The following is a 23,007-nucleotide window of genomic DNA, read 5'->3' as shown; positions in this document are numbered from 1 at the left end:
GCCCTCTCAGGCTGCGTGACGCCCCCCACCAGTCCACTGCGGCGCATTTTCCTGATCCGCCAGCGGTCGGTCGAGAGGAACGGAAACCACAGCGCCAGATAGCGGCGCTTCACGGAAATTGTGTCGATCACGGTCCCACTCCAGACGCCAGTGCAGGCCGGAAGGGCCGGAGCGCTGGCGTAACAGGGTCAAGTCGAATGTCGGCAGGCCCGGGGCATGGCCCGGAAGGGCGCGCGAAGGCGCGGATGCCACCTGCCAACGCGTTCGCGCGGCACTGGCCGAAGGCGTGGCATCGATACGCAGCAGGAGCAGGGGCACGCCCGATTTCTCCGCAGCCAGCACCAGCCTGCGACTGGCCGTCAGGTCAAGCGCGGGCATTTTCCCCCAGCCTTCGAGGACAACGGCCCCCAGCCTGCCGCAATGCAGAGCCTCGGCTGCGGCGCGCAGCAGCGAAAGCGTATCGGGAACGACACCCACCAGCCCCTGCTCGGGTGCACCACCCAGTTCGGCCCAGCCATTGGCCTGTAGAAAACCCGCAGACTTGAGCCAGCGCCGCTCCCGCAACCAGAGCACCGACTGTTTCGGCCGGTCCGCTCGCATACACATGCCCATGGCGACGGCCATCGCGAACCCCGCGGTCGAACTGGCATCGTCCGGCTCGGCTGCGTAGATTTCGTGGACCTGCCCATAGCCAAGCCCTCCCCCCAACGCCTCGTCCAACGAGGCTATGCGACTCGCCCAAGGCTTAACCTCGCCCAAGGCTGCAGACATAGAGAGGGCATCGACGATTCGCATTCGTTCTTATTATGTTCTATTCTCGATGCCATCAAGAGCATAGGGAGCTTGCTCCAGTCCAGCTCGATTCCTGATGTCGCGAGACTAGGCGGCGTGGGCAAATTCCTCGAGGTCACGATAGCCCCCATTTGCCCCCCCCTGCAGCGCCGGCAGAAGGGCCCCCGCGCGTATTCCTCCATGCTCGAGGTGAGCACCACGAGCATGGAGGATACGAGCCGTCTTGGCGAGCATGAGCGCGTTGCGCTTCATTTCCTCGACAGGAAGCGAGCTCACCCATTTCATCGTGCCGACCTGGTGATCGATCAGCAGCATGGCGGCATTGGCGCCGGTGAAACGTTCGAGCGCCACGATCCATGCAGGCATGATAGACCCCGATGAAGGACGCGATCCTCGCCGCACAACACCTCAGCGCGAAAGTGCTGGCCATGGTTGAAGTGTTGCACGGCAAGGGGCGCAGGCATCGCGAGCCTCCCTCAGGCGATAAGTGCCGGATAATCGGTGTAGCCCGTCTCGGTGCCGCCAAAGTAGCTCATCCGATCAGCCTCGTTGAAAGGAGCGTCGGCCTCGAGGCGAGCCACGAAGTCGGGATTGGCGAGCACCATCTGTCCATAGGATTCAAGGTCCGCAAGGCCGGTCGCCAGATCCCCGCCGATCTCGGCGCGTGGGCGCCCCGGGCGGTTGACGATCAGGATGCCGCTCCACAGCTTGCGGATATCGACGAGAAGCGCCTCGTCACCCTGGTCCATGATGTGGAGATAGGCGAGCCCCAGATTGTCGAGCTCGGCGACGAGATGACGATAGAGGTCCGGCCCCTCAGGCCCCTTTACGATGCCCCAGAGCGGAGTGCCGGGCGACAGGCGGATGCCGGTGCGGTCGGCGCCGATCGCATCGGAAATGGCGCGCGCCACCTCGATGGCAAAGCGCGCCCGGTTCTCGAGCGAGCCGCCGTAGCGGTCGGTGCGCTGGTTGGCGCTGGGGGCGAGGAACTGCTGGATAAGATAGGCATTGGCGCCATGAATCTCCACCCCGTCGGCCCCTGCCTCGATCGCAGAGCGCGCCGCGTGCGCGAAGTCAGTAACCGTTGTGGCCACTTCATCGGTCGAAAGCGCGCGCGGTGTCGGCGCGTCCTGAAGGCCCGTCGGCGTGAACATCTGCGCGCCCGGCGCGATCGCGGACGGGGCGACACCCTGGCGGTGGTGCGGCGTGTTGTCCGGATGCGACATGCGGCCAGCGTGCATCAGCTGGATGAAGATGTGCCCCCCCTTGGCGTGGACGGCTTCGGTGGTCGCGCGCCAGGCCGCGACATGTCCGTCCGTGTAGATGCCGGGGGTCGTCATGTAGCCCTGCCCGTCGTCGGAGGGCTGGGTGCCTTCGGTCACGATGAGGCCGATGCTGGCCCGCTGCGCATAGTAGTCGGCGGCAAGCGGACCTGGGGTTCCGTCGAGGTTGGCGCGGCTGCGCGTCATCGGAGCCATGACGAGGCGGTTGGGCAGGGCATAGCGGCCGACACGGACGGGTTCGAAGAGGGTGCTCACGGGGTTTCTCCGTTGGGGGGATGAGTTGAGCGCACTATCGCCCTGCGAACGATCGGGATAAAGGCGGCAAACTGGAGAACATTGATCCACTGATGGAGCAATTGGGTGATGCATCTCGACGACATGGCGCTCTTCGTCGAAGTGGTGAAGGCAAGGAGCTTTCGCGGCGCTGCCGAAGTATTAGGCATGCCCAACTCGACGGTCTCGCGTCGCATCGGCATGTTGGAAAAGGCTCTCGGCCTCAGGCTCCTCCACCGCACGACGCGTCGGATCGAGCTCACCGAGGCGGGCCTGGTCTACTTCGAGCGCAGCAAGCGCATCGTCGAGGAAGCGCGTCTCGCGCATCTCGAACTGAGCGACATGCTGGCACAGCCGACAGGGGTGCTGCGCGCTTCGCTGCCGGTGGACTTCGCGGTGACATACCTGGCGCCGCTCATCGCAGAATTCTCGCAGCTATACCCCGGTATCAGCTTTGACATCGACCTGACACCGCGCCACATCGACCTCGTAAGCGAACGCTTCGACATCGTCATCCGCATGGGAGAGCCTGCGGATTCCCACCTCATCGCACGGCCGCTGGCCCGGCTGGTGCCGCACCTCTATGCCGCACCTTCGTATCTCGCGCAGCGCGGCGTGCCGATCAGTCCGGAAGACCTCGAGCAGCACGATTGCATGGGCATGATCCGCGAGGGGCGCTGGACGCTCACCCGTGGCGACAGCCGATGCGAGGTCCCCGTGGGCGGACGCTTTCACCTCAACAATGTCGGCATGATCAAGCGGCTAAGCACCCTGGGCATTGGCGTAATCCTCGTTCCCGAGGAAATCGTGGCGGACGAGCTTGGCTCCGGCCAACTGCGACGCATCCTGCCTGAATGGCAGGGCAAACCCATGTCCGTCTACGCCCTGACCGAGACCCGCCTACTTCCAGCCAAAACTCAGCGTTTCATCGAATTCCTGAGGGAAAAGCTGGCCTCGAAGCGCTGACCCGGTCGCGCCCCGAAATGGGCACGAGACCCGGGCCGCATACCATGACGGACCGGCCGGACCTGTGATGCAGAAGTCGACTGCTGAACGCCAGCGATGGGTCGGTTCTTCATATGGCGCCCCCGAATAGTTAATGGGGAATGAGCAGGGAAATCTACAATGCAGCTCCGCCGCGTCGTAGCTTGCTGATGCCTGGCTTGGTTTCACGATGCAGTGGTTGTCACTGCCGGCCAGCACGGAGGTATAGGAAATTACTATGGGATTGCAAAATAAGCCTATTTGACCCTTTACGTTTGTAGATGTCATTCACCTTCCCAACAACAGGGGAGATGGTGGATGGCAACTGGTAAATCCGCATATTTTGTTATGGCAACAGCATGCGTAGCAGCAGCAGGGAGTGCTGCTGCGCAGCCTGCCGACTATCCTGCACCCGCTCCGGCAAGCGCGCCGGTCGAGACGGGCGCCCTCCCGCTCTATGGCGCCCAGACGCCAGGATCTGCCGACAACGAGAACTGGGCCCGATACTTCGGTAAGGACTATGCGGTTCGCAATGTCACGCGGCCCACCTTGACCCCGATTCTTCCCGATCCCGCCAAAGCGACCGGCGCCGCTGTGATCGTGGCGCCCGGCGGCGCTTTCATGGCGCTTTCCATGTCGCACGAGGGCTGGGATGTAGCTCAGGCCCTTGCAGATCGCGGTATTGCCGCGTTCGTTCTGAAATATCGCCTGTTGCCAACCCCCAAGGATGAAGCCGAAGCCGGGAAATATGTTTGGACCAAGATGATGGAGGGCATTCCCGATCCGACCAAGCAACCGGTGCTCACCAATCCGCAAGCGACTGAAGATGGCCTTGCCGCTCTGAAGATGGTGCGCGAACATGCCGCCAAATGGGGCGTCGACCCCGCCCGCGTCGGCATGATCGGTTTTTCGGCAGGCGCCATGACCTCGCTCCAGACCGTCCTTGCCGCGAAGTCGGGCGAACGCCCTGCTTTCTTCGGGTACATCTATGGCCCGCAGGCAAAGATCGACGTTCCGGCAGACGCATCGCCGATGTTCGATGCAATCGCTCTCGACGACCCCCTGTTTCCCTCGATGGGCTTTCCAATTGCGCAGGCCTGGCTCGCAGCCAAGCGGCCTGTCGAAATTCATGGCTACCAGCAGGGAGGCCATGGTTTCGGGCTCGGAAAGCCAAACACCACGACAACGCTCGTGCTAGACGAATTCACCGCGTGGCTTTCTATGCAGGGATTCCTGACCAGAAAGACAGCCCCTGACCAGTGAAGTGCCCGAGACCGGGAAGTCTCTTCACGGCATCCTCTCGGAAGGGCGATGGGAAAGCTGCCGGTCCGTTGCTGGGGAGCGAAACTGGAGCGCTGAGTGACCGGGAGGGGTCGTACTCAGCGTCAAGATCTAGTTGTCGCGTGCGCTTTTTACGCTCTTCGCTAGCTGCTGGCGCAGCCAGGCCATTGCGGAATCGTGGTGGGTCCGTTCGTGCCAGACCAGAATCTTCGTAAAGCCGGGTACCGGCAAAGGGGGCTCCTGAAGATGCAGACCTTTCTGACCTTTTACCAAGCGGGCGGGAAGTAATGCACAGGCGTTGGATGTGCGTACCAGATCGAGGACCAGACCAAAGTTGGGGGCCGTCATGATGACCCGCCTCGTGCGGTTGAGGGCCGCCAAGGCATGATCGGTCGCACCCTGGAACCGAGTGCCGTCGTGCGACATCAGGGCGTGGTCCAAGGCACAGAACGTATCGAGGTCCATAGCCTGCCCCGCTGCCGGATGATCACGGCGCAGGACGCAGGTATAGTGTTCCTCGAACAGGTGGCGCGCACGCAGGTTCTCGGGCGCCATCTGCGGGGTGACGAGCGCGAGGTCGGTCTTGCCCTGCTCCATATCGAGCGCCAGCGTCTCCATCGCAACGTGCCGGATTGCAATCCGGATGCCCGGCGCGCTCGTGCGCAAGGCGCTCAGGAATGGGAGAAGTACGACCTGCTGTGCGTAATCGGTCGCGGCGATGCCGATGGTCCGCTCCGCCGTCGCGGGATCGAAGGCATCGGGTTGCAGCAAGGCCTCGATTTCGCCGAGCGCGCGCCGAAGCGGTTCCGCGAGAGCTTCGGCTCGAGGTGTGGGCAGAACCCCGCGCTGGGCGCGAACGAACAGCGGATCATCGAACGTCTCGCGAAGCCGGTTGAGCATGCCGCTTACGGCCGGTTGGGTCAGGCCAAGCCGCTCGCCCGCCCGCGTAACGGAGCGCGTGTCCAGAAGGGCATTGAAGGCCTTCAGGAGATTGAGGTCGGTGTTCTTGATATCAATTTTCATGATGGTAGGAATATTGGGATGTGATTTTATCTATATCAAGCGCCCGCCTATATCCTGTGCTCAGGTTTGCCACTCATGCAGGAGTACGATATGGGCGAAATCCAGTGGCCCGCGGGCTATGTTCCTGGTTTTAGCGACAATTTCTGTTCGAACGAGGTTATCGTCCGGGATCTTGCGGTTGCCGACATCTGGCCTTTCCTGGTCGAGGCGGCGCGTTGGCCGGGCTATTACGCCAACAGCTCGGACATCGCGATCCATGGGGACAAGGGCCCCGCGCTCGAACTGGGCGACCGCTTCTTTTTCAAGACCTTCGGATTCCCGGTCGATGCCGAGGTGGTGGAATGTGTGCCTCCTGTCGAAGGCCAGCCTGCGCGTATTGCCTGGCATGGGTGGTCGGGTGAGGATGAACATCGGCTTGACGTGCACCATGCCTGGCTAGTCGAGGAGCTTTCCGGGCAACGCCTGCGCATTCTCACACAGGAAACGCAAAACGGGGAGCCAGCGAAGGAGCTTGCCCTTGTGCGCCCGAATCCGATGATCAACGGCCATCAGGATTGGCTTGATGGGCTGGTTGCCGCTGCGCGCGGCGCAGCGGCTTGAAAGTTCGACTGAGGCTGGGAGCTTGACCTGCCTGGCCTCAGTCGATCACCGGACCATTTTGGGGGCCGGGATAGCGGCGCAGCCAATAGGCATATTGGTCGGGCAACACGCTTCCCGCTGCGGATAGCCCGAGTTCGCGGGCCACGCGGAACGGGTAATGCGGATTGGCAAGGTGCGCGCGCGCGGCGAAGACGACGTCCATCTGCTGTTCGGCAATGGCCTTCTCGGCGTCTTGCGGAATGTCCATGCCCCAGGCCGTGCCGACGGCAAGCCCGGTCTCGTCGCGCACGCGCTTGGCGATCGGTGCCATGAAGGCTGGGGCCCAGGGCACGTTGGCTTCAATCGTCGAGAAGCCCATGCTGACGCTCAGGAAGTCGAGCCCTTCGTTCTTGAAGGTCTTCACGAGGCCAATCGCCTCCGCAAGCGTCTCTTCGTCGCGTCCATCGAACTCGATGACGCCGAAACGTGCGGTGAGTGGCAGGTTCTCGGGCCAGACTTCGCGCACGGCCTGCAAGGTCTCGATCAGGAAGCGGCTGCGCGCCGTGACGTCACCGCCATAGGCGTCGGTGCGCGTGTTGGCGTGGACCGAGAAGAAGCTCTGCGCGAGGTACCCGTGCGCAAAGTGCAGTTCGAGCCACTTGAAGCCGGCGTCGCGCGCGCGGATTGCGGCCGCGACGAAATCCCGCTTCACGCGCGCGATATCGTCCAGCGTCATTTCGCTCGGCACCTTGGGCAGACCGCCACCGAAGGCCAGGGCCGAAGGCGATATCGTCTGCCAGCCACCGGGCTGGTCGTTGGGGATGTGGTCGTCGCCTTCCCAGGGCTTGTTGGCACTGGCCTTGCGTCCGGCATGGCCGATCTGGATGCCGGGCACGGCTCCGCCCGCGGCAATGGCATGGGCGATACTGGCCATGCCCTCGACCTGTCCATCCTGCCACAGGCCCGTGCATCCCGGCGTGATGCGGCCTTCGGGCGAGACGGCAGTTGCCTCGACGATGACGAGGCCCGCACCGCCCCGCGCGATGTCGGCGTAGTGGGGAAGGTGCCACTCGCTGACGTAGCCGTCGCGCGCGCTGTACTGGCACATCGGCGGTACGCCGATGCGGTTGCGAAGGGTCACGTCCTTGAGTGTAAAGGGGGTGAAAAGTGCGGGCATCGTATCCTCTTTTGTGGAACTTGGTTCAGGCGAGCCCGATCACGGGCTTGCCGCTGAAATCGCGGTTGCGCAGCGCTTCGAGCAGGCGCGGCAGGTCCTCGAAGGGCCCGGGGACAAGGGGCTCGGGCGCAAGGGTCTTCGCTGCGACCTGCGCGAACAGATCTTCGCCCGCCGAGGTCTGGATCGACCAGTCGGCGGTATCGCCATGCTTGTGAAGGGCGCCGAGCGCGACTTCGTGTAGCGAAAGCGCACGGCCAAACGCCGGACTGGGCCAGTCCGGTACCCGGCCCTGGATGCACACGAGATGGCCGTTGGCCTTCAGACCAGGATGAAGCCGCGCGGCATGTTCGGGGCCCACTGCATCGATAACCGCCGTGAAGCGCGGCGATCCGATTTCAGCGTCCTGCGTGAGCGGCCCTGGGATCCAGTCCACGGCACCTAGCCCAGCCAGTCGCTCGCGGTGGCGGATGTTGCACATGACGCTGACGCGCCACCCCGCCTGCACGGCCAGTTGGACGAGATAATTGCCCACCGCGCCGCCCGCTCCGCTGACCAGCATTCGCTGGTTGCCGCCGGGGGGCAGCTTCGCGAGCGCGCGCCAGGCGGTCAGCGCCGGGCAGGGCATGCTGGCGGCAAGGGCCAGGTCGAGCGCGTCGGGGACACGCATGAGCGCGTATGTCCCGACGGGGGTGTACTGCGCGAAGCTACCGTGCGACTGCAGGCTCTGGTGGTAGGCCACGCGGCTTCCCAGCCAGGCCGGATCGACATCCGGTCCGATCTTCACCACCGTTCCGGCGCCGTCGACACCGGGCACATGGCCTGGTTGCCATCCGAGGCGGCCGAGGACCTTCCAGTCCACCGGGTTGAGGCCGATCGCCGCGTTGCGCACGATGACCTCGCCCGGGCCGGGCCGCGGCATGGGCCGTGTCGCCAGGACCAGGGCGAGCGGGGCCTCGCCCGCTACCCAGGTCCAGGCGCGGTAGGTTTCGGGCAGAGCCTCAGGCATAGGCTCCGGCCGAATAGGTCAGCTCGTAGCTGTGGCTGTAGACCTCGAGGATGTTGCCGAAGGGATCCTCGCAATAGACCATGCGGTAGGGCTTCTCGCCGGGGAAATATTCGCGCACGGGCATGCGCTGCTTGCCGCCGGCGGCCACGATCTTGGCGGCCATGCCCTCGACGTCCGGGTCCTGGATGCAGAAGTGGAATACGCTCGTCTTCCAGTACTCGAAATTGTTTTCCGGCCGCTCTGCATTGCGGAACTGGAAGATCTCGACGCCGACACGGTCGCCGGTCGAAAGGTGGGCAATGCGGAAGGAGCCCCAACCTGCGCCGAAGACGTCGGTGCACATGACGCCGATGGCGGTCTCGTCTTCCTCGATCGTGGTGGGCGGCATGATGAGGTACCAGCCCATGACTTCAGTGTAGAACTTCACGGCTTCCTCGAGGTCGGTGACCGACAGGCCGATATGCGAGAAGCTGCGGGGGTAGGGGGCCATTGGTGTTCTCCTGATCTGTAGTCAGGATCCTGAGGTGCTTACCTCATAATGGAAAGTGTCATAAGCTTATCATTGTGATAAGACTTTGTTATGATGAACCCGCAATGGATCACCAGCTTCGTCCGCGTCGTGGAGACCGGAAGCTTCACCCGGGCCGCCGATGCCCTGAATCTGACGCAAGCCGCCGTCAGCCAGCACATGGCGCGCCTCGAAGCGCAGGCGGGCCAGCTCGTGATACGTCGCCCTCGCGCTCTCGAACTGACGCCGGCCGGACATGCGATGCTCGCCTATGCGCGTGAGGTCGAGCAAGCGGACTTGCGCCTGCGATCGCGACTGTCAGACGGCGAGCGCATGGAAGGGGAGATCAGCCTGATTACGCCCGGCAGTGTCGGCCTGTTGCTCCATCCCCTGCTTCTCGACATCCAGGAACGGGAACCGGCGTTGAGCATCCGCCATCGCTTCGCTCCCGACGCCGAGATCGTCCAGTCGGTGCTGGATGCCCGGTTCGAGGTTGGATTGTCGACGACGCGCCCCGACGATGCGCGGCTGAGCGTTACGCCTTTCCTGCACGAACCCCTGGAACTGATTGTGCCCGCGGCCAGCGAGGTGAACGCCTGGGGCGATCTCGAGCGCCTGGGCTTCATCGACCACCCCGATGGAATGGCCATGGCCAAGCGGCTCTTGTCGCTACGTTTTCCTGGTAATCCCGGTCTCTCTCGCCTGCCTATCCGAGGCTTCACGAACCAGATTGCCCTCATTCTGGAACCGGTTGCCCGTGGGCTTGGTTTCACGGTCCTGCCGCGTTACGCCCGGCAGGCGTTTCGCAATCCCGAGCAGATCCTGGTGGCGGGAAATGGTCCGCCCGTGGTCGATACCCTGTGGCTTCTCCATCGTAGCGAATGGCCCCTGACGGCCCGAATGCGCGAGGTTCTCTCGAACCTGCGCGCTTCCCTTCAGGATCCTATGGCCCAATAAACTTTGAGCCCACCTTCTGGACGATAGCTAGCGAATAGCAGACCGACCGTACTTGGGCATCGAAAATTGGCAGCTGAGCGTCCGCGAAGGGTCGGAGTTGCGACCATCACCGGGCAGGCGTGACGGTCGGCGTTCCGAATGAGCTTCGCCTGATACAGGTTAGACGCAACTGCTAGAAGCCGAGGTCGCTGAGCCCTGTGTGCTCGTCGGGACGCCGACCGAGCGGCCAGTGGAAGCGCCGGTCTTCGACCGCGATCGGGGTGTCGTTGATGCAGGCCAGGCGCCGACGCATCAGCCCCGCCTCGTCAAATTCCCAGTTCTCGTTGCCGTAAGAGCGGAACCAGTTGCCACTGTCATCATGCCACTCATAGGCGAAGCGAACGGCGATACGGTTGTCGCGGAAGGCCCAGAGCTCCTTGATCAGCCGGTAGTCCAGCTCCCGCTGCCACTTGCGTGTCAGGAAGGCGATGATGGCAGGCCGACCGTTCAGGAATTCGCCGCGATTTCGCCACTGGCTGTCGGGTGTATAGGCCAGGGCAACCCTGGCCGGATCGCGGCTGTTCCAGCCGTCCTCGGCGAGACGGACCTTTTCGGTCGCCGTCTCTATGGTGAATGGCGGCAGCGGCGGGCGTGGACTTTCCATCATGCTTCTCCTTGGTTTCCGGACCGGAGGCGCAGCGCCTCGTTTTCCGCTTCGAGTTCGGCGATGCGCTCGTGCAGCGGGCGGACCGCCTGCTGGATCTCGCGCTCGGTGAAGCGCGGGGTGATGTGCTGGGGGCAGTTCCAGTCGAAGGCCTTCAGCCGGAACCGGAAGATGCGCTCCGGCTTCGCCTTGTAGCCTTTGTCGAGGACGCGATCGGCAAGTGCCGGATCCTCATCAAGCGAGAGCTTGTCGACATGGGCATAGATCTTGAGCCGCATGCGACGGGGGTAGTCGATCAGGAACAGCGAGGCCCGGTCGTTGGCCGCCAGGTTGCCGGTGCTGATGTACTGCCGGTTGCCGCGGTAGTCGGCGAAGGCCAGCGTGCGATCGTCCACCACCTTGAGAAACCCGGCGGGGCCGCCGCGGTGCTGGACATAGGGCCAGCCGTCTTGCGAGACGGTGCCGAGGTAAAAGCTGTCGCGAGCGGCGATGAAGGCGGCTTCGTTCGCGGTGAACCGGTCGAATTCGCGGCTCCCTTCGAAATGGGCCCATTGCCTGTCGGCACCCATTTCGGCCTGCGCCGCGCGCACGCTGGGGGTCATGGCCACGTCGAGAAATCCGTAGGACATGGTGCATCTCCGGTTGGACGGAAACAGGCGGGCGGGGCGGCGTCGAGGGGCCGCCCCGCGTGCGTTCAGCGCTTTGCGACCTTGCGATCGAGGAAGTCGCGGATCAGCGGCGCCATCTCGTCGAGCTTGTCCTCGAGGGCGAAATGCCCGGTGTCGAGAATGTGGAGCTCGGCCTCCGGCAGGTCGCGCAAGTAGGGGTGGGCGCCGGGCTCGGGGAAGATCGTGTCGTTCTTGCCCCACAGGATGATCGTCGGCGGCTTGCGCTCGCGGAAGAACTGCTGGAACTGCGGGTAGAGCGGAACATTGGTGCGATAGTCGTAGAAGAGGTCGAGCTGGATCTCGCTGTTGCCCGGCCGGTCGAGCAGGGCCTGGTCGTGGACCCAGTTATCCGGGCTGATCCGCGACAGGTCGCGCACACCATCGGTGTACTGGAACTTGGTTGCCTTGGCGGTCACCAGCCAGGCCTGCGCTGCTCGATCCTTCGCCGAACCGCTCTTCCAGTAGGCCTTGATCGGATCCCAGAACGCGCCGAGCCCTTCGTCGTAGGCGTTACCGTTCTGGACGATGAGCCCGCTCACCCGCTCGGGGTGCTTGAGCGCGAGCCGGTAGCCGACGGGCGCGCCGTAATCCATGACGTACATCGCGTAGCGCTGGGCACCAATCTGGCCCATCAGCGCGTCGACCATGTCCGCATAGTGTTCGAAGCTGTATGCGAATTGCGTATGATCGGGCGCGTCGCTGTCGCCGAATCCGGGATAGTCGGGCGCGATCACATGATAACGGTCCGCGAGCAGCGGGATCAGGTTGCGGAACATGTGCGAGCTGGTGGGGAAGCCGTGGAGCAGCAGGACCACGGGACCATCGGCCGGGCCTGCTTCGCGGTAGGCCATGCTCACGCCCTCGATGGTGGCGGTGCGGTAGTGAACGGTCGTCGATGCCGCGCTACTCGCGGTGATCTGCTGCGCAGGGGCGGCCATCGCGCCGGTGGGAGCGGCAATCGCCGCGCTTGCGAGCATCAGGGACAGGATCAGTTGCTTGGTCATGGCACGCCCTCGTCGATATTGCTGAGCGATCTGCGTCAGCCTCTGGAGGACGGTATAATTCTTGCTCTGCCGTGCGATAATTTCGCAAATGCGGAAGTCATTGTTCCGGAAAATGGAATTATGCGCCGAAGCCTATTGCAGCAACGGGTTGTCGCGCAGCCTTTCGACGGCGAGGTCGACGAAGGCGCGGACCTTGGCCGTCGCGCGCCGGCCCTCGCCATGGACCACGTGGATCGGAATAGGGCTTTCCTCATGCTCCTCGAGCACGGTCTGGAGACGCCCTTGCGCCAGTGCCGGGGCGATCTGGTAGGACAGGACGCGGGTAATGCCCCAGCCCTGTTCGGCTGCGTCGATGGCGGCCTGGTTGGTGTTGCAGTACAGGCGCGGGTGAACGGTGACGCTTGTGCGCGAGTCCGCGCCGAAGTGCCATTCGGGTGAAACCCAGGCCCCCGTCGGCAGGATGACGCGGTGGTCCGCCAGATCGGCAGGCGAGCGGGGAACGCCGTGCTGTGCGAAATAGGCCGGTGACCCGCAGATCCTGCGCCGTACCCAGCCCACGCGCGTCGCCGTCAGGCCCGAAGGCGGTAGGTTGCCGATCCTGATCGCGACATCGATCCCTTCCTCGACAATGTTCACGCTGCGGTCGAGGAACAGGCTTCTACCGGTCACCCGCGGATAGAGATCGAGATATTCCAACAGCACCGGCAGCACGTGCATCTGGCCGAACAGGACCGGCGCGGTGACGACCAGCGTGCCCGCCGGGTTGCCGTGCGATCCCGCGGCCGATGCCTCGGCCTCGGCGATATCGGCCAGGATGCGCCGGCAATCGTCGAAGTAGCGCTGCCCGGCTTCGGTCATCTTCACAGATCGCGTGGTACGCGCCAACAGGCGCACGCCGATCTGGTCTTCCAGATAGGAAATCGCGCGCGTGACGACCGGCGGACTGAGGTGCAATTGCCGTGCCGCCTCGGCAAAGCTCGCGGTTTCGGCCACCCGGATGAAAATCCTCATGGCTTGCCAGCGATCCAAAATTGCGTCCTCCGTCAACACAGTGCGTCGATTGAGATGGGCGAAAACCGCACAAGGGGTCAATGCTTTCGGCCGGTTTCCGGAATCGAGTCCAAGCTGTCAGGCTGCACCGGGAAGACGCTTGAGGTGTGAAGCCCGTTCCCCTCGTTTTGCCTCCCCCGAACATCAACTTGAACGCGTTTCAGGATGACGACGGGTTTAACCACGCGTGCCGGATGCATAGCAGGCCAAAACGATGGAGATCTGACCCGGAACAGACCCTCAGCTACTTGGTCGTGAACTCAGAAACGGCACCGTCGAGGCGCTCAAATGGCGAACAACTCGGGCCGAAGTTGCCGCGGGGCGGGCTGGTTGCCCGTCCAAGGCCGGTTCGGTTCGAGATGGAAGCCATTGGGACGCCCCTTCGAGGTTTACCTTAAGGTGAGCTTCGCTTGACCAAAATGGTCCATCGCTGCGTCAGGAAACCTAGGTCCTGTTGACAAAGTTGGTGTCCATTGCGACTTCGCCTGAGTGAAATTGCGCAACGTCATTGAACCCTACACGGAAGGACGGACCTTCAGGTGTCCCTGCTGCCGTTTCGCTACACTTTCGGAGCGAGGCAGCTACGAGATTTGTCCAGTGTGTTTTTGGGAAGATGACGGCCAAGATGACCACAACGCTGAGCTGGTCCGGGGCGGTCCAAACGGCTCGCTTTCACTGCTTCAGGCGCGCGTTAATTTCGCTGAGTGCGGTGCCTGCGAAGATCGTTACCGCAAAAATGTACGGCCACCCTTAGAAGCGGAGCTCTGACAATTCCCAAACGGCCTGATCTCTGATTCAAGGCTGCTCTTTACGGGGATTGGCAATGGCTCGTGGTGATCTGACGGATGAGGAATGGGACGAGATCGAGGGGCTGCTGCCCTCCGAACGCGGGCGCAAGTCGCGACCGGCTCACGACAATCGGCGATTTCTCAACGGCATGCTTCATGTGCTGCGCGTGGGTTGCCCGTGGCGCGACATGCATGAGCGCTACGGCAAGTGGAACTCGATTTATGTCCGGTTCCGGCGCTGGGCCGAGCAAGGCGTCTGGGATGCAATCCTGGCTACGCTGGTCGAGTTCGGTCAGACGGACGACTGGCAGCACATGATTGATAGCACTACAGTGCGCGGCCACGTTTCGGCAGCGGGCGCTAAAGGGGGACTCACAAGGAGGCTTTTGGTCGATCACGCGGCGGCTTTACGTGCAAGGTCCACGCCCGCTGTGACAATCAGGGACGCCCTCTCGGCTTCATCCTGACCGGCGGCGAGGCATCCGATTATGGGGCAGTAGATGACCTGATGGCATTACCCGTCACCAAGCCCAAAGCGCTGCTGGCGGACAAAGGATATGACGGCGACGCTGTGCGGGCGAACCTGCTGATGCGAGACATCCTGCCGATCATCCCGCCAAAGGCTAACCGGCGGGAGCCTATCGCCTGCGACTTCCGTCGATACCGGGACCGCAACCGCATCGAGCGTATGTTCGGATACATCAAACATCAGCGCCGCATCGCTACCCGATATGGCAAGACCGCACTGTCGTTCGCCAGCTTCCTCAATCTTGCTGCCATTCGCAGATGGCTGCCGAACTTTGTCAACAGGACCTAGATATATCGACATATTCCGTCGCCTTCCTTCCTCACGCTGAACCATTTAGCTTCAAGCCTCGATGGTGCCGTTAATGAGTTTACGGCCTGATCTCAGGGTGTCCGGGCAACCACATCTCGAGGAAACCCTGCGGCGAGATGATCGATCAGCGCGCGCACAGCTGGAGGCAAGCCCCGGCGTGTCGTGAAGACCAGATGCACGTTGCCTTGAAGCCCGCGCCAGGCAGGCAGCACATGGACAAGCTTGCCCGCGAGCAATGCCTCGCGGCAGACATGATCGGGCAGGATTGCGACACCAAGTCCATCAATGGCCGCCTCTCGCACAGCCGCCATGTCCGTGCAGGCCATTCGAGGCTCGACCCGGAAGACATGCTCCCTGCCGTCCTCGGTCTCCAGATGCCATTCCAGATCGTCTGCCGCGTCATCGGTCGCCAGTGTTGGAATTGTCGCCAGTTGAGATACTTCAGAAACCTGGCTTGCCAGTTGAGGACAGGCGACGAGGATACGGGTTGATCTCCCGAGCGAGCGCATAGTGAGGGCGGCATCACTGGTGAGTGTTGCGCGCACCCGCAGGGCCAGATCGATCCGCTCTTCAATCAAATCCACTGCGCGGTCCGTTGCCACGAGTTGCAACCGCACCTTGGGATAGCGGGCGAGGAAAGAGGATATCAGGCCCGATATCGGCCCGATCATGCCGGTGGGGCAACTGAAGCGTATCCGGCCATGAGGTTCAGCCTGCGCCTGCAAGACGAGTGCCTCCGCCTGCTCCGCTTCAAGCAATATGGTCCGGCAACGCTCATAGAAAGCGAGTCCTGTATCCGTTACACGGAAGCGCCGGCTCGACCGCTCGATCAGGCGGAGGCCGAGGCGTTCCTCCAGACCTGCGATGCGGCGGCTCAGCTTGGACTTGGGTTCCCGCAGTGCGCGCCCTGCCGCCGCAAAGCCGCCATGGGTCACCACTTCGGCAAAATAGGCATAGTCGTTCAGATCGATACGCACTTAGCGTTCCTCCTATGGAACGCTAAGTGCCATATTTGCTCACTACACGCACCATCGTTCTGAGAGCATCTCTTGAGGGCAACGGCGCTTCGCCGAAACCAGAAGGAGAAAGACGATGACGGACAAGTTCAACAACAAGGTGGTGGTTGTGACCGGCGGCACGAGCGGCATCGGGCTGGCCACGGCGAAGGCTTTCGCGGAGGAGGGCGCCTCGGTCTTCATCACCGGGAGGCGACAGGAAACGCTCGACGCCGCCGTGAAGGCGATCGGCGGCCGGGTGACGGGCGTGCAGGGCGACATGGCGAGCCTTGCCGATATCGACCGGCTCTATGATGCCGTCCAGCAGAAGCATGCGCAGATCGACGTCGTGTTCGCCAATGCGGGCGGCGGCGAGATGCTTCCGCTTGGTTCGATCACCGAGGAGCACTATCAGAGCACCTTCGACACCAATGTGAAGGGCGTCCTGTTCACGGTCCAGAAGGCGCTGCCGCTGTTGAAGAACGGCGCTTCGATCATCCTGACGAGTTCGACCACCAGCATATCGGGCACGCCAGCCTTCAGCGTCTACTCCGCCACCAAGGCGGCGGTGCGCAACTTCGCGCGCAACTGGATCCTGGACCTCAAGGATCGGCACATCCGCGTGAACGCCATCAGTCCCGGCGTCACGGACACCGCCGGCCTCAACCACCTGTTTGGCGGCGGCGAGCAGGCGCAGGGAACAAAGGACTATCTTGCCAGCCTGATCCCGGCAGGCCGCGTAGGCCAGCCCGAGGAAATTGCCAGGGCGGTGCTGTTCCTGGCCTCTGACGACGCCAGCTTCGTCAACGGTGTCGAACTTTTTGTCGACGGCGGTCAGGTGCAGATCTGATCATCAAACCCGAAGGCCGGAGGGAGTGTTGCCTCGTGCAGCAGTTCATCCGGCTCTCGCAAATTGGTTTGGTGCGAGTGGAAACCGGACTGGCCGGACCTGGGAACGCGAAATCGGCTGCTGAATGTCGCATAAGGGGCAGTTTCTCCGAGGCCTTCCCCAGAGCCGTGGAACTTTCGCGGCGGTCGGCTTGGAAAGCAAGGGCCCAAAGAAGCCGGCAGGATAGTTTGATATCTGCCAAAATTTAAGGAGAATACCGATGACCTGCCCCCCCGAAAGATCCTTCATTCTGATGTAGAGTCTGCCTACGAGGTGATCCGACACCATTCTCTGGACCACCCGGGACTAGATTTCCGGTCTTGGTCACGGTGACGGGCTGGGCGCGTCACTGGGTTTCATCAGCGTGATCGGGGGCTTGTTGCCGATGGCACCGTGCGGCCGATCCTCGTTGTAGTATCTGCGCCACTTCTCCAACTTTTCGCCGGCATCTGCAAGCGTCAGGAACCAGTGGGTGTTCTGGCACTCGGCCCGGAAGCGTCCGTTGAACGCCTCGATGTAGGCGTTATCGGCAAGCCCGGCGGCAGCATGCCGTCGCACTTCTTCTTCCAGTTGAAGTAGGTCGCTTGGCTGATCCCGGCCCTGCGGCAGATGTCCGCCACGGGAATGCCTTCGGCTCCCTGCTTCAGAATGAACGCCCTCTGTGCGTCTGAGAATCGCGATGCCTTCATCGTCCTTCGCTCCTCCCAGCCAGGGGAGTTTACGGAGAAAAACTCTAATACCAAAACCTGTGGAATCTGACTCACGGAGGGTATGCGGCCGGGGCATGACGTGATTCACCATCGCAAACGGTTGGAGTTTTGCGATGGCAGCGCCGGTCAGACTTCGAGGTGATTTCAGTTCTGCGCAGGTTCGGGCCTTTGCTCGCCGCGCCAAGGATGCAGACCAAGTTCGCCGTCTGCTTGCGATTGCGACGATCCTAGACGGCGGCAGCCGAAGCGAGGCCGCCAAGGTCGGCGGGGTCACGCTGCAGATTGTCAGGGACTGGGTGCTGCGCTTCAACGCGCATGGCCCTGATGGTCTCGAAACCCGCAGGGCGCCGGGGCCGGATACCATCCTCGACGACTGCCATCGACGCGCGCTGGCCGAAACCATCGAAGCGGGCCCTATTCCTGCTGTTCATGGTGTGGTTCGCTGGCGGATCATCGACCTCGTCCAATGGCTATGGGAGGAGTTCGAAATCTCGATCAGCAAGCAGGCGCTGGGGCATGAACTCCGGACCATGGGCTATCGCAAGCTCTCGGCCCGGCCACGCCATCAGGGGCAGCGCCCTGAAGATATTGCCGCTTTTAAAAAGCCTTCCCCGCCCATCTGGCGCAAATCCGAAGGCGCCTGCCCAAAGGCACCCCGATAGAACTGTGGTGGCAAGATGAGGCCCGGATCGGGCAGAAAACGCAGATCACCCGACGCTGGGCCAAGCGTGGCACCAGACCCGTTGCGCCCCGTGATCTACGCCGGGCTTCGGCCTGGATCTTCGGCGCAATATGTCCTGCTGAAGGGAAAGGTGCGGCGTTGGTCATGCCACGCTGCAACAGCGAGGCCATGGACATGCATCTGGCAGAAATCAGCAGCCAGGTCGCACCCGGTGCTCACGCCGTGCTCATGCTCGATCAAGCCGGGTGGCACATGTCCGGCAAACTCGACATTCCGGCCAATATCACCCTCCTGCCGCTGCCGCCCAAGTGCCCCGAACTCAACCCCGTAGAAAACGTGTGGCAGTTCATGCGCGATAATTGGCTCTCGAACCGCATCTTCTCGTCCTACGACAACGTCGTCGATCACTGCTGCCACGCCTGGAACCGCCTCATCGATCAGCCATGGCGCATCATGTCCATCGGGTTACGCCAATGGGCGCATGGGTCATGATCAGAGAGTCTTGGTATAACTCAAAGCGATCCAGTTCTTCAGGATCAGATCACTATGGGTCTCCGACTTCACCTATGTCGCGACCTGGCGGCGATCTCGGCAGTTCCTTACGGCTTAAATCGGGCGAGAACTTTTTGCCTTCTCATGCACTTGGCCCACACACTTGACGCCGTGGACACCGTGCATGCGCATCCGTCCATGTCGTGTGACATTCTGCCAGTTTCCCAGGGACGCTTTCATGCGAGGTTTGGTTTCAAGGACGGTCATTCCGGGCGAAGTTGTCGCGCCGGGTGAGCATGTCCTGCCGATTTCGATCCATTCGCTGTCCTGCCGGGAATGCCGGATCGGCAAGGCGGATCTGCCGGAGGGCGAACTCACGATCTGGATCGGCGCGATCGGTCCTTTTCGCGGGGCGCGTCAGGCCGGCGAGGATCGCCTGGTGTTCGAGCGTCCGCTGGCTCCGGAGATCGTTGCGCATTACGCGGGAACCCTGCCGGACCTGCCTATGGTGGATACTCCGCCATCGCTTGCCGATGCCGGAATCGAAACCTTGGGCGGGATGCATGAAGGAGGACTAGGCGCCCACGCCCTCCGGGCTGCCTGACGATTCCAACGACAATTCCCGGGCAAGGTGCAGGTGGCCCTAACCATAGAGGTAGGCTGGATCGGCCTAGCCCGCAGCGACCAGCTTGGTTCGGTCCAGAACCGTCAGCGGACACGGCCTATGCCGCCGGCTTCCGCAAGCGGGGAGATCCGCGCGGCCACGACGTCCGAAAACCGTCACGAACCACCGCTAGGGCACAGGAGCCATCCGAATTTGCTGGCGGTGCGATCTACCATGTCCATTACCGGGCCGAGCCCGAACCTCCTGATCCGAGAGGTGAAGCTGTTCGCCTATTCATCGGGCAATTTCGGCAAGGCCCTGGTCTTTGCCGGGGCGGACATGACGATCCTGTTCCTGATGACCGACCTGCTGGGGCTCAGCGCCGTAGCCGCGGGATCGCTGATGCTGGTGGCGCTGGCCGGAGACCTGGTCTTCGATATTGCCGCTGCCGCGCTGGTGATCCGGTTGCGCCGAACGGGGCGCGGGTATCGCTGGCTCTTGGTGGCCGGTACGGTGCCGTGCGGCATGGCCTTTGCGCTGCTTTACGCGATGCCCGCCCATGGCATGCGCGAAGGATGGCTGCTGGCGCTGGCCATGCTGGTCTTTCGTGGGGCTTATGCGGTGATTGACGTGCCCCACAATGCGCTGATGGCGCAGATCACCGGCGACAGCCGGGCGCGGGGCCGCGTTTCCGGCTATCGTCTGCTGTTCAGCACGGCGAGTTCGCTGTGCGTCGCTCTCGTGCTGACCCCGCTTGTCCAGCACGCCGCGCGCAGCCGGGATTTCGATGGACTGGCGCTGACCGGCCTCATCGCAGGCGCTCTTTTTGTCCTGACGATGGCTTTGTGCGTGCTGACCTGCGCAAGCGGAAGCGGCGCCGGAACCGGAAGCGGCATCGGTCAGCGTCCGCCTGCCGACGCTGCTGCACGGGACGGCATCGGCGTGCCGCTGCGCGATCCGCTGGTCATCGGCATGGGCCTGCTGGCCATCGCGACCGGCTTTGCCATGCCCACTTTCGGACGGATGGTGCTTTATATCGGCACGTACGTGGTCAAGCGGCCGGACATGGTGACGACGCTGATGCTGGCGATGACCGGCGGGCAGTTCGCGGGCGTTTTATTCTGGACCGCGCTGACGGCACGCCTGGACAAGGCGCGGGTGCTGGCGCTGGGGCACGGTGCAAGCGCCGCCGGGTTCCTGGTGTTCGCGCTCTGCCTTGGCCTTCCCTGGGCCCTGCCGGCCTGCGCGGCGCTGATCGGTTTCGGGCTTGCATCGGTCTTCATGCTGCCCTGGGGCTTGCTGGCCAATGTGGTGGACTTCGTGGCTCTGCGCCATGGGCGGCGGCTGGAAACCGGTCTCTTCGCCTTCTACCTGGTGGCGGTGAAGGCAAGCGGCGCTGCGGCGACGGCGCTGATCGGGTGGCTGTTGGGATGGCTGGGCTACGTGCCCGGTACCGAACAGGGGCCGGCAGTGGAAGCGGGGATGGTCGGACTGGGCCTGGGCCTGCCCCTTGCCGGCGCGCTCGCCGCGATCGTGCTTGTGCGGCGCTTCGACGTCGGCCATGCGCGGCACGCCAGGGTGCGCGCCGCGCTGGACCGGCAGGCTCAATCGGGCGCCGAGCCGGTTTCCGGGTTGAAGCGCGGATTGGCGAAATCGATCGGGGAGGGCTCGACCTTCGCCGGCGGCGCGGCGCTTTCCGCCCAGGCGCGGCACAGCATGTCGCGCAGCATCGTCGCACCTGCCGCCGTGCGCTCGTAGATCATCTCGCGCACGTCCTTGTCGGCGAAGTTGGCAAAGCCGTCGCGTTTTTCCAGCGCAAAGACCGCGCCGACCTTGTCGCCCGATGCGTCGAGATAGGCGAGCACGGCATCGAACATGTCGCCCGAGGTCCGGCCCGGCCTGCCGATGCGCGGAGCGATGTCGGCCACCGTCAGGTTCATGCCGTCCACGAAGCGGCTTTCGAAACGACCATGGACGCTGCGGTCGGTGGTGTAGCCGTGCGGATTGGGGCCGCGCCAGCCATCGCTGCTGACCGAATCGTGCATCGGATTGGCCCCGTCGCCGATGTAGTGACCCAGCCGGATGACATCGAAGGCGCAGTTCTGCTCGGCCACCGCCGCGTCCGCGCCAGCGAGGTTTGCCGCGCGCACGCGGCGCATGCACACGACGATGCGATCGTAGGCCTCGATCGCGGCGTAAGGCAGGGTGCCGGTCCAGCGCACATTGGTGCGCATCGCGGTTTCGGGGTCGCTGTCCTTGATCTTCTCGTAGTGCTTGTAGAGCGCGATGACGAATTCGTAGCGCGAACGCGGAATGGGCTTGAGGAAACGGAACTGCTCGCGGAACCAGCCGTGATTGGGATCTTCCTCGATCTTCGAGAAGTTCTCCGCATCGCCGCGCCAGCTGTCGGGCAGCAGCGAGGATGCACCGATATAGTCCTCGTACTTGCGCAGGAACACGGGGCCGTCATCGGGAATGGCCTCGATCGCGGCGCGGTCGATGACGGTATGGGCGGTGCCGCCCCAGGCCATCGCGGCCCTGGGGCAAACGGTCAGCGCGGCGAGGGCGGCGGCAAGCAGGATGGGGCGCATGAGGGGCTCCGGTTCGGTGGCAGGTTCAGGGATCCAGCGGATCGCGCGGGTCGACGCGAAGCGAGAGCGCCGAGGGGCGGAACTCCAGTTCGGTAGGCGAGACGCGCGGACCAATCGCGCCGGGCTGGTAGCCCAGTTCGCGGCTGTTGCGCTTCACGAATTCAGGGCTTTCGATCATCGCGCTCTGGTCCGGGTTGCAGAGGATCAGCGTCGCCTTGTCGAGCGGCGCGCCCAGGGCGACCAGCAGCCGCGCGGCATTGCGCAGATTGGTGGTGGTGTGGCGCGCGTGGGGTTCGATGACGATGGCCTCGGCGGGCACGCCGTAGCGTTCGATCAGGGCGCGGCGCATCTCCTCGGCCTCGGCGAACGGGGTGGCGCGCGGGTGGGCGTGACCGCCGGTGAGGATGAGGAACGGCGCATCGCCTGCCGTGTAGCGCTGGGCGGCGAGGCGCAGATGATACTTGCTGTAGGGGCTGAGCGGCATGCCCTCGACTTCCGGGCCGACCCCCGTGACGACGAGCGCGCTGTACCGGTAGCGCGACCAGTCCATGCCACGCGCGCGCCTGAAGGCGGGCGCGTTGAGCCCGCCGGACAGCGGCATGTCGCTGATCGCATCGCGGCGGTCGGCGGCATCGAGCAGCGCCAGCGCGAAGTCGAGGCTGGGGTCGAGCGCCTGCAGCGAGTTCGCGCGCGGCGTCTGCGAGAGCCATGCCGCCGCCTGCAGCCGCGCGCGGCTCTCCTGCGGGTCTAACATGCCGGCGCCGTCGATACCGGGATAAGCGGGAACCTGCCCCAGCCCGTAGGTGCGCACGATCGTGTTGATGCCCGCGATCTCGCGCCCGGCCTGCGCTGCGGGGCCGTCATCCGGGCCCTTGCCGGGAACGGCGGCGGCGAGGATGCCCGCCTCGCCGTCGCTCCAGATCATGGCCTGTGCGAGGCAGCCAAGGTCGGCCGCGCATGCTGCGCGCCGGTCCGACCGGGCCCGCAGCATGGTGGCCACCTCGGGGCGATCCTGCAGCGCCCGCAGCGCGGCAGGATCATGGCCCAGCGTGTCGAGCGAGGGGAACAGCCGCTGTGACAGGCTTTCCGCCACGGTGTCCCTGACGGCCTGCGCCTGTGCGCAGACCGTCAGGAGCGAGAGGGCTGCCGCTGCGGCAAGTGCCGCCCTGCGCGCCGGGCCATTACGCATC

The 23,007-nt window shown here is 63.7% G+C and carries 23 protein-coding genes and 3 pseudogenes; 11 read left to right on the top strand and 15 right to left on the bottom strand.

Going from position 1 to position 23,007, the window contains the following annotated elements; all coding sequences use genetic code 11:
• Nucleotides 1-6 precede the first annotated feature (6 nt).
• From CA833_RS23380 to CA833_RS23370, 3 genes are all read right to left on the bottom strand, one after another.
• Nucleotides 7-795 carry an ImuA family protein gene (locus CA833_RS23380; RefSeq protein WP_207080388.1) on the bottom strand — a complete coding sequence of 263 codons (789 nt, stop codon included), beginning with the start codon at nucleotides 793-795 and terminating at the stop codon, nucleotides 7-9.
• A gap of 84 nt (nucleotides 796-879) precedes the next feature.
• Entirely contained in the window at nucleotides 880-1,158 is a 279-nt protein-coding gene (locus CA833_RS23375) for a hypothetical protein (protein WP_207080387.1), read from the bottom strand.
• 110 nt (nucleotides 1,159-1,268) lie between these two features.
• Nucleotides 1,269-2,330, bottom strand: coding sequence for an alkene reductase (locus CA833_RS23370; RefSeq protein ID WP_207080386.1), 1,062 nt, complete (start codon nucleotides 2,328-2,330; stop codon nucleotides 1,269-1,271).
• 108 nt (nucleotides 2,331-2,438) lie between these two features.
• Here CA833_RS23370 and CA833_RS23365 point away from each other — a divergent pair, with 108 nt between their 5' ends.
• Nucleotides 2,439-3,314: a LysR family transcriptional regulator gene (locus CA833_RS23365; protein ID WP_207080385.1), complete on the top strand. Its 876-nt coding sequence runs from the start codon at nucleotides 2,439-2,441 to the stop codon at nucleotides 3,312-3,314.
• 366 nt (nucleotides 3,315-3,680) lie between these two features.
• Complete coding sequence (locus tag CA833_RS23360; protein ID WP_142639414.1) at nucleotides 3,681-4,595, top strand: alpha/beta hydrolase; 915 nt, start codon at nucleotides 3,681-3,683, stop codon at nucleotides 4,593-4,595.
• A gap of 129 nt (nucleotides 4,596-4,724) precedes the next feature.
• On the opposite strand, the gene CA833_RS23355 is transcribed toward CA833_RS23360, so the two are convergent.
• Entirely contained in the window at nucleotides 4,725-5,636 is a 912-nt protein-coding gene (locus tag CA833_RS23355; RefSeq protein WP_207080384.1) for a LysR family transcriptional regulator, read from the bottom strand.
• Nucleotides 5,637-5,726: 90 nt separating this feature from the next.
• Between CA833_RS23355 and CA833_RS23350 the strand changes: the two genes are divergently transcribed.
• Complete coding sequence (locus tag CA833_RS23350) at nucleotides 5,727-6,236, top strand: SRPBCC domain-containing protein (RefSeq protein ID WP_207080383.1); 510 nt, start codon at nucleotides 5,727-5,729, stop codon at nucleotides 6,234-6,236.
• Nucleotides 6,237-6,273: 37 nt separating this feature from the next.
• On the opposite strand, the gene CA833_RS23345 is transcribed toward CA833_RS23350, so the two are convergent.
• Genes CA833_RS23345 through CA833_RS23335 form a run of 3 tightly spaced genes read right to left on the bottom strand, consistent with a single transcriptional unit; the run spans nucleotide 6,274 to nucleotide 8,888 of the window.
• Entirely contained in the window at nucleotides 6,274-7,392 is a 1,119-nt protein-coding gene (locus CA833_RS23345) for an NADH:flavin oxidoreductase/NADH oxidase (RefSeq protein WP_207080382.1), read from the bottom strand.
• Nucleotides 7,393-7,417: 25 nt separating this feature from the next.
• The gene (locus tag CA833_RS23340; RefSeq protein WP_207080381.1) at nucleotides 7,418-8,398 is read right to left on the bottom strand and encodes a zinc-binding dehydrogenase; all 981 of its coding nucleotides are present in this window, start codon (nucleotides 8,396-8,398) and stop codon (nucleotides 7,418-7,420) included.
• Nucleotides 8,391-8,888 (bottom strand): lactoylglutathione lyase family protein, encoded by a 498-nt coding sequence (locus CA833_RS23335; RefSeq protein ID WP_207080380.1) that lies wholly within the window; start codon nucleotides 8,886-8,888, stop codon nucleotides 8,391-8,393. Before CA833_RS23335 ends, CA833_RS23340 begins: the two co-directional genes overlap by 8 nt.
• A 90-nt stretch (nucleotides 8,889-8,978) precedes the next feature.
• Between CA833_RS23335 and CA833_RS23330 the strand changes: the two genes are divergently transcribed.
• Complete coding sequence (locus CA833_RS23330) at nucleotides 8,979-9,863, top strand: LysR family transcriptional regulator (RefSeq protein WP_207080379.1); 885 nt, start codon at nucleotides 8,979-8,981, stop codon at nucleotides 9,861-9,863.
• 172 nt (nucleotides 9,864-10,035) lie between these two features.
• Here CA833_RS23330 and CA833_RS23325 read toward each other — a convergent pair whose 3' ends face one another.
• The 4 genes from CA833_RS23325 to CA833_RS23310 form a co-directional block, all read right to left on the bottom strand.
• Nucleotides 10,036-10,506, bottom strand: a complete 471-nt coding sequence (locus tag CA833_RS23325) for a nuclear transport factor 2 family protein (RefSeq protein ID WP_207081295.1) — start codon at nucleotides 10,504-10,506, stop codon at nucleotides 10,036-10,038.
• A complete protein-coding gene (locus CA833_RS23320; protein WP_207080378.1) occupies nucleotides 10,506-11,135 on the bottom strand; it encodes a pyridoxamine 5'-phosphate oxidase family protein in 630 nt (209 codons plus the stop codon). Before CA833_RS23320 ends, CA833_RS23325 begins: the two co-directional genes overlap by 1 nt.
• Before the next feature lie 65 nt (nucleotides 11,136-11,200).
• Complete coding sequence (locus CA833_RS23315; protein ID WP_207080377.1) at nucleotides 11,201-12,178, bottom strand: alpha/beta fold hydrolase; 978 nt, start codon at nucleotides 12,176-12,178, stop codon at nucleotides 11,201-11,203.
• Between the two features lie 132 nt (nucleotides 12,179-12,310).
• Nucleotides 12,311-13,189 (bottom strand): LysR family transcriptional regulator, encoded by an 879-nt coding sequence (locus CA833_RS23310; protein WP_242526446.1) that lies wholly within the window; start codon nucleotides 13,187-13,189, stop codon nucleotides 12,311-12,313.
• Nucleotides 13,190-13,717: 528 nt separating this feature from the next.
• On the opposite strand from CA833_RS23310, the gene CA833_RS27340 reads away from it, so the two are divergent.
• From CA833_RS27340 to CA833_RS27210, 3 genes and pseudogenes are all read left to right on the top strand, one after another.
• Nucleotides 13,718-13,996, top strand: coding sequence for a CPCC family cysteine-rich protein (locus CA833_RS27340; RefSeq protein WP_207080375.1), 279 nt, complete (start codon nucleotides 13,718-13,720; stop codon nucleotides 13,994-13,996).
• 55 nt (nucleotides 13,997-14,051) lie between these two features.
• Nucleotides 14,052-14,483 carry an IS5 family transposase gene (locus tag CA833_RS27215; protein WP_255535884.1) on the top strand — a complete coding sequence of 144 codons (432 nt, stop codon included), beginning with the start codon at nucleotides 14,052-14,054 and terminating at the stop codon, nucleotides 14,481-14,483.
• Nucleotides 14,450-14,833: pseudogene (locus CA833_RS27210) on the top strand (IS5 family transposase); the annotation flags it as partial. The gene CA833_RS27215 and the pseudogene CA833_RS27210, both read left to right, overlap by 34 nt.
• 92 nt (nucleotides 14,834-14,925) lie before the next feature.
• Here the strand turns inward: CA833_RS27210 and CA833_RS23295 are convergent.
• On the bottom strand, nucleotides 14,926-15,831 hold the full coding sequence (locus CA833_RS23295) for a LysR family transcriptional regulator (RefSeq protein WP_207080374.1): 906 nt from the start codon (nucleotides 15,829-15,831) through the stop codon (nucleotides 14,926-14,928).
• Nucleotides 15,832-15,946: 115 nt separating this feature from the next.
• Between CA833_RS23295 and CA833_RS23290 the strand changes: the two genes are divergently transcribed.
• Nucleotides 15,947-16,699, top strand: coding sequence for an SDR family NAD(P)-dependent oxidoreductase (locus tag CA833_RS23290; RefSeq protein ID WP_207080373.1), 753 nt, complete (start codon nucleotides 15,947-15,949; stop codon nucleotides 16,697-16,699).
• Between the two features lie 363 nt (nucleotides 16,700-17,062).
• Here the strand turns inward: CA833_RS23290 and CA833_RS27335 are convergent.
• Nucleotides 17,063-17,427: pseudogene (locus CA833_RS27335) on the bottom strand (integrase core domain-containing protein).
• A gap of 134 nt (nucleotides 17,428-17,561) precedes the next feature.
• Here CA833_RS27335 and CA833_RS23275 point away from each other — a divergent pair.
• From CA833_RS23275 to CA833_RS23265, 3 genes and pseudogenes are all read left to right on the top strand, one after another.
• Nucleotides 17,562-18,622, top strand: a protein-coding gene (locus CA833_RS23275) for an IS630 family transposase (RefSeq protein WP_207080371.1) whose coding sequence is annotated in 2 segments (ribosomal slippage) — nucleotides 17,562-18,054 and nucleotides 18,054-18,622 — 1,062 coding nt in all. Because the reading frame shifts where the segments join, the coding sequence is not laid out codon by codon here.
• A gap of 238 nt (nucleotides 18,623-18,860) precedes the next feature.
• Nucleotides 18,861-19,226, top strand: coding sequence for a hypothetical protein (locus CA833_RS23270; RefSeq protein ID WP_207080370.1), 366 nt, complete (start codon nucleotides 18,861-18,863; stop codon nucleotides 19,224-19,226).
• A 120-nt stretch (nucleotides 19,227-19,346) separates the two neighbouring features.
• Nucleotides 19,347-20,723 (top strand): annotated as a pseudogene (locus CA833_RS23265) (MFS transporter); the annotation flags it as partial.
• Nucleotides 20,724-20,830: 107 nt separating this feature from the next.
• Here CA833_RS23265 and CA833_RS27085 read toward each other — a convergent pair.
• A complete protein-coding gene (locus CA833_RS27085; RefSeq protein ID WP_242526445.1) occupies nucleotides 20,831-21,817 on the bottom strand; it encodes a nuclease in 987 nt (328 codons plus the stop codon).
• A 25-nt stretch (nucleotides 21,818-21,842) separates the two neighbouring features.
• Nucleotides 21,843-23,006 (bottom strand): YdcF family protein, encoded by a 1,164-nt coding sequence (locus tag CA833_RS23260; RefSeq protein WP_207080368.1) that lies wholly within the window; start codon nucleotides 23,004-23,006, stop codon nucleotides 21,843-21,845.
• Nucleotide 23,007: the final 1 nt, after the last annotated feature.

Source organism: Novosphingobium sp. KA1 (assembly GCF_017309955.1).
Taxonomy (GTDB): Bacteria; Pseudomonadota; Alphaproteobacteria; order Sphingomonadales; family Sphingomonadaceae; genus Novosphingobium.
The sequence above is the reverse complement of the archived record's forward strand: the minus strand, read 5'-3'. Positions and strand labels throughout refer to the sequence as shown.

Bases quoted from the DNA above. Each gene is read 5' to 3' on its own strand.
- CA833_RS23380 (WP_207080388.1), bottom strand. From the start codon at position 795: ATGCGAATCGTCGATGCCCTCTCTATGTCTGCAGCCTTGGGCGAGGTT.
- CA833_RS23375 (WP_207080387.1), bottom strand. From the start codon at position 1,158: ATGCCTGCATGGATCGTGGCGCTCGAACGTTTCACCGGCGCCAATGCC.
- CA833_RS23365 (WP_207080385.1), top strand. From the start codon at position 2,439: ATGCATCTCGACGACATGGCGCTCTTCGTCGAAGTGGTGAAGGCAAGG.
- CA833_RS23360 (WP_142639414.1), top strand. From the start codon at position 3,681: ATGGCAACAGCATGCGTAGCAGCAGCAGGGAGTGCTGCTGCGCAGCCT.
- CA833_RS23355 (WP_207080384.1), bottom strand. From the start codon at position 5,636: ATGAAAATTGATATCAAGAACACCGACCTCAATCTCCTGAAGGCCTTC.
- CA833_RS23350 (WP_207080383.1), top strand. From the start codon at position 5,727: ATGGGCGAAATCCAGTGGCCCGCGGGCTATGTTCCTGGTTTTAGCGAC.
- CA833_RS23345 (WP_207080382.1), bottom strand. From the start codon at position 7,392: ATGCCCGCACTTTTCACCCCCTTTACACTCAAGGACGTGACCCTTCGC.
- CA833_RS23340 (WP_207080381.1), bottom strand. From the start codon at position 8,398: ATGCCTGAGGCTCTGCCCGAAACCTACCGCGCCTGGACCTGGGTAGCG.
- CA833_RS23335 (WP_207080380.1), bottom strand. From the start codon at position 8,888: ATGGCCCCCTACCCCCGCAGCTTCTCGCATATCGGCCTGTCGGTCACC.
- CA833_RS23330 (WP_207080379.1), top strand. From the start codon at position 8,979: ATGATGAACCCGCAATGGATCACCAGCTTCGTCCGCGTCGTGGAGACC.
- CA833_RS23325 (WP_207081295.1), bottom strand. From the start codon at position 10,506: ATGGAAAGTCCACGCCCGCCGCTGCCGCCATTCACCATAGAGACGGCG.
- CA833_RS23320 (WP_207080378.1), bottom strand. From the start codon at position 11,135: ATGTCCTACGGATTTCTCGACGTGGCCATGACCCCCAGCGTGCGCGCG.
- CA833_RS23315 (WP_207080377.1), bottom strand. From the start codon at position 12,178: ATGACCAAGCAACTGATCCTGTCCCTGATGCTCGCAAGCGCGGCGATT.
- CA833_RS23310 (WP_242526446.1), bottom strand. From the start codon at position 13,189: ATGAGGATTTTCATCCGGGTGGCCGAAACCGCGAGCTTTGCCGAGGCG.
- CA833_RS27215 (WP_255535884.1), top strand. From the start codon at position 14,052: ATGGCTCGTGGTGATCTGACGGATGAGGAATGGGACGAGATCGAGGGG.
- CA833_RS23290 (WP_207080373.1), top strand. From the start codon at position 15,947: ATGACGGACAAGTTCAACAACAAGGTGGTGGTTGTGACCGGCGGCACG.
- CA833_RS23270 (WP_207080370.1), top strand. From the start codon at position 18,861: ATGCGAGGTTTGGTTTCAAGGACGGTCATTCCGGGCGAAGTTGTCGCG.
- CA833_RS27085 (WP_242526445.1), bottom strand. From the start codon at position 21,817: ATGCGCCCCATCCTGCTTGCCGCCGCCCTCGCCGCGCTGACCGTTTGC.
- CA833_RS23260 (WP_207080368.1), bottom strand. From the start codon at position 23,006: ATGCGTAATGGCCCGGCGCGCAGGGCGGCACTTGCCGCAGCGGCAGCC.